This window comes from Streptomyces sp. NPDC058985 (assembly GCF_042740985.1).
Lineage (GTDB): Bacteria > Actinomycetota > Actinomycetes > Streptomycetales > Streptomycetaceae > Streptomyces.
Genome location: NZ_JBHYJX010000004.1, coordinates 279,171 through 286,926, shown reverse-complemented (window position 1 = coordinate 286,926; position 7,756 = coordinate 279,171). Strand labels below are relative to the sequence as shown.

At 72.4% G+C, this 7,756-nt stretch carries 7 protein-coding genes; all 7 read right to left on the bottom strand.

Annotated elements, in window-relative coordinates:
* Positions 1–161 precede the first annotated feature (161 nt).
* Positions 162–1,601, bottom strand: coding sequence for a zinc ribbon domain-containing protein (locus ACFW01_RS05655; protein WP_384502449.1), 1,440 nt, complete (start codon positions 1,599–1,601; stop codon positions 162–164).
* Positions 1,598–2,107, bottom strand: coding sequence for a phage tail protein (locus ACFW01_RS05650; protein ID WP_234957296.1), 510 nt, complete (start codon positions 2,105–2,107; stop codon positions 1,598–1,600). Before ACFW01_RS05650 ends, ACFW01_RS05655 begins: the two co-directional genes overlap by 4 nt.
* Positions 2,108–2,169: 62 nt before the next feature.
* Positions 2,170–4,128 (bottom strand): putative baseplate assembly protein, encoded by a 1,959-nt coding sequence (locus ACFW01_RS05645; RefSeq protein ID WP_234957033.1) that lies wholly within the window; start codon positions 4,126–4,128, stop codon positions 2,170–2,172.
* Positions 4,128–4,589 (bottom strand): GPW/gp25 family protein, encoded by a 462-nt coding sequence (locus tag ACFW01_RS05640; RefSeq protein WP_234957034.1) that lies wholly within the window; start codon positions 4,587–4,589, stop codon positions 4,128–4,130. Before ACFW01_RS05640 ends, ACFW01_RS05645 begins: the two co-directional genes overlap by 1 nt.
* Before the next feature lie 37 nt (positions 4,590–4,626).
* Positions 4,627–6,549, bottom strand: coding sequence for a VgrG-related protein (locus ACFW01_RS05635; protein ID WP_384502448.1), 1,923 nt, complete (start codon positions 6,547–6,549; stop codon positions 4,627–4,629).
* The gene (locus ACFW01_RS05630) at positions 6,549–7,271 is read right to left on the bottom strand and encodes a LysM peptidoglycan-binding domain-containing protein (RefSeq protein WP_125495521.1); all 723 of its coding nucleotides are present in this window, start codon (positions 7,269–7,271) and stop codon (positions 6,549–6,551) included. Before ACFW01_RS05630 ends, ACFW01_RS05635 begins: the two co-directional genes overlap by 1 nt.
* Before the next feature lie 28 nt (positions 7,272–7,299).
* Positions 7,300–7,722 (bottom strand): phage tail protein, encoded by a 423-nt coding sequence (locus ACFW01_RS05625; RefSeq protein ID WP_161328098.1) that lies wholly within the window; start codon positions 7,720–7,722, stop codon positions 7,300–7,302.
* Between the last annotated feature and the right edge of the window lie 34 nt (positions 7,723–7,756).

Below are 7,756 nucleotides of genomic sequence, written 5' to 3'. Positions count from 1 at the left end.
TAACCCCCCACAAGACCACATCCCATAACTTAAACCGTGTGGTGGCCTGGTTTATGTTTAAAACCGCCGGGGGGGCGTTTAAGCCCCCGGCCGAAGGCCCGACACCGCGCGGTGTCGGGCCTTCGGCCTGCTGAGGGCTGCCCCGAGGGTTCTGCCGCGGGTCAGGAGCGGTTGGCGCTGGAACGGCCGAAGAACTCGATCTCCGCGATGGCGACCTGCTTGTCCGCGGAGGCCGCGTGGGCCGACTCGATGGTGAAGCGGACCTTGGTGACCTCGCCGACGCGGAACGGGCGTCGCTGGCCGCCGGCACCCTGGTCCAGGGTGAGGTCGCGGGTCGTGGTCGACCCGTCCTTCAGGGTGATCGTCGCCTTCACGCGGTGCGGGAGGGCGCTCTCCTTGTTCTTCTCGGCGCGGGTGGAGACGCCGGGGGTGATGATGACGTCCAGCAGGCGGGTGGGCTCGGTGAAGGTGGCCTCGAGCCATTCGCCCTTGCCGGACTGCGAGATGCCGGGACCCCACCAGGTGTTGCTGAGCTGGTCGATGACCAGCTCGGGCTTGTGGCCGGCGTAGGAGTGCGAGGCCGTGATCCGGTCCGGGGAGACCGGGGCGCGCTTGGCGAAGTGGTCGCGGGTGGCCTGGTAGCCGTCCGGGATGTACATGAAGCCGAGGACGGCCAGGGTCACGACCACGACGACGGTGATCCAGGTGCCGATGCGGTCGAAGACCCGGCGCAGGCGCGGCCGGTCGCCGGCCCAGGGGGTCTCGCGGCGGGTGCCGCCGAAGAGCCTGCGCCACCAGGGGGCGCGTACGGCGGCCTGGTCGCCGCCGGCGACCAGGGGCATGGCGCAGCGGGCGCAGTAGTGGCGGTCGGGGCGGTTGGGGGTGGAGCACCACGGGCACGGCGGGCCGTTGGCGATGTCCACGTGGCCGGGGGCGCGGACCTGGGGCCGGTCCGCGTCGGGGCGGCCGGGCAGGACGGGGGCGATGCCGGGGGGCGGCGCCGGAGCCTGCGCCTCCGGGTCGGCGACGGGGACGAGGAGGGAGCGGGCGCGGTCGGACATGGTGTCGGTGAGCGCGTTCGGTGCGGGCGCCGGTGCCACCGGTGCCACCGGGGTGGTGGGGGCGGTCTCGTCCGTGTCGGGGGTGCGGGAGGGCGCCGGGGCCGACGGGGAGGGCGGGGAGGACGCGGAGGACGCGGTGGAGGCGGCCGGGGCCGCATTCGCGTCGGTGGGCCTGCCGGCGCCCGCCGCGCCCGCTGCCGCGGCACTGGCTCCGGCCGCACTCGCTGCCGCCGCCCCGGTGTCCGGTGTGCCGGGGGCGGGTGCGCTCGCCGCGCTGCGCGGCTGCGGCACGGTCGGGTTGTCCTCCGCCTCGCCGTCCGGCGCGCCGGACGGCGAGGGGGCGGTCGCCGTGGCCTGGTGGCCGCCTCCGGCGGGGGACGCCGCCGGTGCGGCGGCGTCCCGGCCGGCGGCCGAGGCGGTCGCGGGCTGCGCGGTGCGGGCGCCGGCCTGGTCCCAGCGGAGTACGGCGCCGCACGCGTCGCAGAAGGACTGGCCCGGTTCCGCGGGCGTCCCGCACTCGGCGCAGTTCTGCGTGGTCATCTCTCCGGGGTCCTTTCGGAGGCGGTCACTTCGACCGTGTAGGGCATGTGGGCGGGGCGGGCGGCGGCGACCAGGGTGTCCAGGCGATGGGTGTCGCCGGGTCTCGGTTCGGGCAGCCGGAGGGTGACGTGCAGGTGGGGGCGGGGAGCCCCGGGGAACGGGCCGAGGGGACGGGCGTTCCAGTCGGCGCCGCCGCTCTCGCTGATCTCCGGCTCCACGCCGAACGCGAGCCGTACGGCCTCGGACAGGCCCTGCCGGGTCCCCCGTACGCGGTGGAGCCGGGCGGCGGCGGCGACGGCCGCGCGCAGCATGGGCTCGGGTTCGGTGCCGTCGGTCTCGGCGCCGATCCAGCTGCCGAGCCACTGCGCGAAGTCGACCGGGGTGAGGGCGGGGTCGAAGTAGGTGTCCAGGCAGTCCAGGACGTTGAGGATGGGCGCGAGGACGTCGTCGAGCCCGCCGACGAAGCGCAGCGCGAGGTCGTCGTCGGCGAAGACGGCCGGCAGCATCGTGGCGATGGGCAGCGAGGAGCCGAGTCCGTCGACGGAACCCCGGTGCGACACGGCGGCCGTCACGCGCCGTCCCCGATCACGCGGACCCGGTGGTCGAAGGAGAAGACCAGCGCGGGCGGTTGCAGGTCGATGCGGTCGGTGGGGTCGCCGCGCTTGCCGGTGAGCGGGTCGGCGGGGTGCAGGACGACCTCGTCGACGAGTTCGACGCCGGGCACGCGCTGGAGCACGGCGAAGACCTCGCCGGTCTGCACGGGGCGTCCGAAGGGCCAGCCCTTGCCGTCGGCGCCGCCGGTGAGCGGGTCGAGGTGGCGGTAGAGGGCGTCGTGGGCCTGGCGGCGCACCCGGTCGGTGTCGACGCCGCGGAAGGCGTGCACCGTGGCGACGACGGTGACGCCCTGGTAGTAGGGCGGGCCGACGGCCAGGCGGGTGCCGATGAGGCGGCGTTCGTCGAGGTGGCGGGTGATGCGGCCGAGGAGGGCGTCGCCGGGGACGAGCTGCTCGAAGCGGAGCCGGCCGCCCGGGTCGGGCACGGCCTGCGGGACCACGAGGACCCGGACCGCGTAGGCGCCGTGGTCGCCCTCCTCGCCCTCCAGGCAGGTGATGCGGGCGGTCTCGGGGGCGGCGCGGCGGGCGAGTTCCTCGTAGTCGCGCAGGGTCACGGCGCGCTCCTGGGCGCGCAGGGTGATCGGCGCCCGGAGCTTGGCCTCCTCGACGGTCTCGCCGTCGACGCCGCCGCGGGCGGCCTCGCGGTTGACGACCTCGGAGACGTACGGGATGGAGGTGCGCAGCACCTGTACGGCGCCGCGGGCCACGTTGCCCGCCCTGCCGCCGCCGGTGCGGTAGCGCAGGGCGCGGATGACGGCGCCCTTGGGGGCGACGCTGCCGTACTGGCGCAGGGTGCCGTCGGCCTCGCGCACGGCGGGGCCGAAGGCGATCTCGCCGGTGGCGGCGTCCAGGGTGATGTGGTGGTCGTCGGCGCGCGAGCCCGAGAAGTGCGGGACGACCTGCCAGTCCTGCCAGCCGTCGTCGGCGGCGGTCTGGAGGAGGACGGGCGGGTCGCCGGCGACGACGGGGAAGTGCTCGAGCCGCAGCCGCTGGCCGGGCAGGCCGGTGGACTCGCCGAGCGCCTCGTCGAGGACGGACTCGGCGTGCACGACGCCGGTGGTGCCGCCGATGGTGTACGCCTCGGCGGCGTGGATGGTCGGCGAGGTGGTGTAGAAGGGCTGGCCGGGCAGGGGGTCGGTGACCCGGCAGCGGATCCAGCCCGCCTCGTGGCCGCCGTTGCGGGACAGGACGTGCCCGCCGGGGATGTGGAGCACGATGTCGCCGGGGCGGTTGAGACCGCCGGTGCCGTCCCGGTCGACCTCGCAGGGCTGCCAGCCGTCCTCCGTCCAGGCCTCCCAGACCAGGGGCGGCTGCCGGGGGTCGACGCCGACACCGTCGACGCGGCTGTCGAGTTCCAGGGCGAGCGCGCAGTGCGGGGTGGCGGCGGTGAGGCCGATGAGCATGCAGTCGCCGGGGCGGGGGGCCTCGGCGAAGCACATCAGGTCCTTGCCCTCGGCGAGGTCCGTGGTCCGGTCGGTGACCGCCTCGCCCTGGTGCTGGACGGCGAGACGGCTGAGCGAACAGGGCACCACGGCCAGATCGCCCTCGGTGGCGAACACGACCGCCTCGTCCCGCTCGGTGCGCAGGGTGGCGACCTCGGAGCCGACCGGCACCAGGATGGTGTCCTCCTGCGGCGCGGACAGCCAGAAGGTGACCTCCGTGCGGGCGGCGGACGGCGGGAAGAGCGTGATGCCGACCAGGTCGAGGAAGGCGAGGTGGTTCTTCTCCGGTACCCGGTTGAGGCGGTAGACGATCTGGTCGGCCATGTGGGCGACCGTCTCGACGAGGGTGACGCCGGGGTCGGAGACGTTGTGGTCGGTCCACTCCGGGGCGCGCTGCTGGATGTAGCGCTTGGCGTCGTCGACGAACTGCTGGAAGCGGCGGTCGTCGAGGTTCGGGGAGGGCAGGGACATCAGAGGTCGCTTTCGGGAGAGCCAGGAAGGCCGGCGGGGCCGGCCGGACTGTCAGGGAGGTCCGGCTCGTCGTGGGAGGGGATGACGTAGAACGGGAAGACCAGGCTGCGCGGGTTGTTGGTGCCGCGGATCGAATAGCGCACGTCGATGTAGAGGACGCTCTGGTCGGTGCCGGCGGTGACATCGACCTCGTGCACCTCGATGCGCGGCTCCCAGCGGTCCAGGCTGGTGTACACCTCGTGCTGGATGCGGCCGGCGGTCTGCTCGTTGACCGGCGCGAAGACGAGGTCGTGGATGGCGCAGCCGAACTCGGGGCGCATCGGCCGCTCGCCCGGGGCGGTGGCCAGGACCAGTTGCATGGCCTCCTCGATCTCCCGCTCCCCGCTGACCAGGGCGATTCCGCCGGTGGGCCCGATGCGCAGCGGGAACGACCAGCCGGAGCCGACGAACTGTTCGGCCATCAGAAAGCCTCCTGCCTTCCTCTTGCGGTGCGTCCGGTCATGCCGGGAGCGGGTACTTGATGGTGTTGACGAAGACGGCTCCGAACAGGTCGAGCTTCACGGCCTTGATGTTCACGTTGGCCACGGAGGTGACCGACACCATGCCGGTGGCCTGGATCGTCGTCATGCCGCTCGACGACAGGTTCATGGCCCCGCCCATGGCGCTGACGTTGACCATGCCGCCCAGCGAGGTGAGGCTGACCATGGCCTTGCCCTTGAGGACGAGCGAGCCACCGCTGTCGATCATCACCGACCTGCGTCCGCGCAGCGTGAGGCTGGTGCCCGCCTCCACCGACACCGAGCGGCTGCCGGTGATGCTCACCGAGCCCTTGCTGTCGACGGTGATCTCGGTCTTGGTGCGGTCCAGGTTGATGGTCAGCTTGTCGTTGCCGCTGGCGATCCGGACGCCCTGTTTGCGCATGCCGGTCCGCTGGCTGAGCAGGTCGACGCGGTTGCCCTGGCGGTCGGAGAGGGTGTGCCGGGTGGCCTGCTTCTTCAGACCGTCGTGCAGCGGTACGTCGTTGACCTTGGTCGGCAGATCGCGGCCGTTGTAGAGCCCGCCGATCACGAAGGGGTGGTCCAGCGCCCCCCGGTCGAAGGCGACCAGCACCTCGTCGCCGACGTCCATCGGGAAGACACCGCCGCCGCCCTTGCCGCCCAGCTGCACGCTGCGCGCCCAGTCGCTGACGTAGGTGTCGTCCAGCCACGGGAACTGGAGCTTGACCCTCCCCTGCTTGAGGGGGTCCTGCACGTCGGTGACGAGGGCGTTGGCGACGCTGGGCAGCCGCAGCGCGCTCGCGGGGTCCGCGGCACCGCCGCCGCCGGAGGTCAGCCCGTACAGGGAACGCCACTGGCGTCCGCTGACCGTGACCCAGGACTGGTAGGGCTCGCTGTCGCCGAAGTGGTGGCGCACCGAGGTGACGGTGTACTTGCCCTCGAAGGGCTTGCCGACGTCGCTGAGCGCCACGGGCACGCCGGGCCGCAGGTCGGGGCTGCCCGTCACCGCGATCTCCAGCTCGGCGAAGGAGGACGTGACGTCGGCGGCGAGGGCCTGCGCCGCGTGCCGGACCTCGTCCTGCTTGTCGTAGGGGTTGGCGGTCTCGACGAGTTTGGCGGTCTTGAACTTGCCGGCCGCCTCGCCCGGCGTGGAGCCGATGCTGATGCCCGGGTCGGTCGTGGCGGGGGCGACCTCGGTGATCTTCTTCTTGGTGGTGACGTTCCAGCCCCGCGACTCGACCTTGCCGACCTGGTCGGCGGCGGTCACCGCGGCCCGCAGCCGCTTGATGTCGTGGCGGGCCTGGAGGACGAAGGCGCTCTTGTCGCCGTCCGTCTGCGGGGAGGGCGCGCCGGCCGACGGGTTCGGCTTGACGAACCGGAACTTCCCCTTGGCGTCCACGGACATCACCATGTTGTTCTCGTCCGCGAGCCGGGACAGGAAGTCCCAGTCGGTGACGTTGGACTGGCTGATGAACCCGTAGGTGCCCTTCGTCGGCTGGATCCGGCCGATGGAGACGCCGTCCATGGCGGCGAGTTTGCGCGCGATGTCGGAGGCCTTCTGGTTGCGGTACGCGGCCACGCGGCGCTGGCGGACCATGCGGTGCCCGAAGTCGTAGCCGCGGATCACGGTGTAGCTGCCGGTGCCGTCGTAGTCGGCCTCCATGGCGGTGACCTCGCCGGTCAGCAGGGGCTTGCCGACGCCCTGGCCGTCGGCCACCGGGGTGATGACCACCCTGGTGCCGAACTTGACGCCCAGTTTGCCGAGGACCAGGTGGTCGGGGTCGCGGAAGGTGAGGCGGAAGGCGGCGGGCACGTTCATGCCCTGGTCGACCCAGCCGTCGACGAGCATCAGGGCGATGTCGTCGGGCAGCTTCGCGGCACCGATGCGCACCTGGACGATGCTGGAGAACGCGGGACGCACCATCAGTGAGGCACCTCCTCGGTGGCGGGCAGCATGAGTTCGGTGCCCGTCGGCAGGCGGGACGGGTCGTCGATGCCGTTGGCCTCGGCGATCGCGCGCCACGCGTTGGCGCTGCCGTACTCCCGCCAGGCCAGCGACTGCAGGGAGTCGCCCGCGACCACCCGGTGCACGCGCTGGGCGGTGAGCGCGCCCGAGGTCGGGTTCTGCCCCTTGGTCGGGCCGGGGATCTCGACCAGGTGCACCTGGCAGGTGGCGCGGATGGGGATGCCGGAGGTGCCGAAGAGGGTGTACGACGCCTCGATGGAGGCGACGTACGCGGTGAACCGGGCCGTGGAGAACGACCCCCACTCGAAGACCACCCAGGGCGGCGACGGCTGGTCGGCGGCGAGGCTCTTGGCGGTCACCTCGCAGCACTTGAGGAGCGACTCGACCTTCTTCAGCACCGTGTTGCCGTTGGGCTTGGTGGAGGAGTCCAGGAAGATCTCCAGCGTCATCTCCCGCGGCTCGGCGCCCATGAACTGCGGCTTCGCGGCCTTGCGCACCGCCGCCGTCGGGGTCGCCTGCCACTGGGTCCGCTGGGTGAGCGACAGTTGGGCCGGGTTGAACTCGAAGCCGAAGGTCCGCATCAGCGCACCGGGCGTGGTGCTCGTGCCGGTGGGGGGCTCGTGGATGGCGAGGTTGGCGCGTACGAGGCTCTTGCCGGCGCCCTTGCTGCCTTTTGCCATGGGTCTTCCTCTCAGTCCCTCGGCGCCGTCAGTCGGTGAAGCCGTGGTGGGCTATCTCAAGGACCTCGTTGGCCACGGCCGGGTTGTTGGGGTCGAGACTAGGGCCCTGCCAGCTGACGGGCAGTACGTCGATCAGCCCCCACCGGGCGACCAGCGACCCGTCCGCGCGCAGCGCCGAGATCTGCGCGGTGGGCCGGTTGATGCCGGTCTGCACGGAGGAGATCCACTTGGCCACCTTGGCGGTGTCCGGCGTGATGGGCCGGGTCAGCCGGATGTTGGAGAAGGACACGCGGGTGGGCAGCTGCCACACGAAGCCGTTGTTGCCGCCCTCCTGCCGCTGCTCGATCTCCACCTGGGACGACAGGCCCTCGCACCCGTTGAAGTAACCGAGGCTCTCGCCGTCGATGGCGAGGCTGAAGAAAACCGTGGAGCCCGGATCCTTGCGGGACATCGCGCGTGGGCCTTTCTGTCGGGTGTGCGGGGGA

Bases quoted from the DNA above. Each gene is read 5' to 3' on its own strand.
- ACFW01_RS05655 (WP_384502449.1), bottom strand. From the start codon at position 1,601: ATGACCACGCAGAACTGCGCCGAGTGCGGGACGCCCGCGGAACCGGGC.
- ACFW01_RS05650 (WP_234957296.1), bottom strand. From the start codon at position 2,107: ATGCTGCCGGCCGTCTTCGCCGACGACGACCTCGCGCTGCGCTTCGTC.
- ACFW01_RS05645 (WP_234957033.1), bottom strand. From the start codon at position 4,128: ATGTCCCTGCCCTCCCCGAACCTCGACGACCGCCGCTTCCAGCAGTTC.
- ACFW01_RS05640 (WP_234957034.1), bottom strand. From the start codon at position 4,589: ATGGCCGAACAGTTCGTCGGCTCCGGCTGGTCGTTCCCGCTGCGCATC.
- ACFW01_RS05635 (WP_384502448.1), bottom strand. From the start codon at position 6,549: ATGGTGCGTCCCGCGTTCTCCAGCATCGTCCAGGTGCGCATCGGTGCC.
- ACFW01_RS05630 (WP_125495521.1), bottom strand. From the start codon at position 7,271: ATGGCAAAAGGCAGCAAGGGCGCCGGCAAGAGCCTCGTACGCGCCAAC.
- ACFW01_RS05625 (WP_161328098.1), bottom strand. From the start codon at position 7,722: ATGTCCCGCAAGGATCCGGGCTCCACGGTTTTCTTCAGCCTCGCCATC.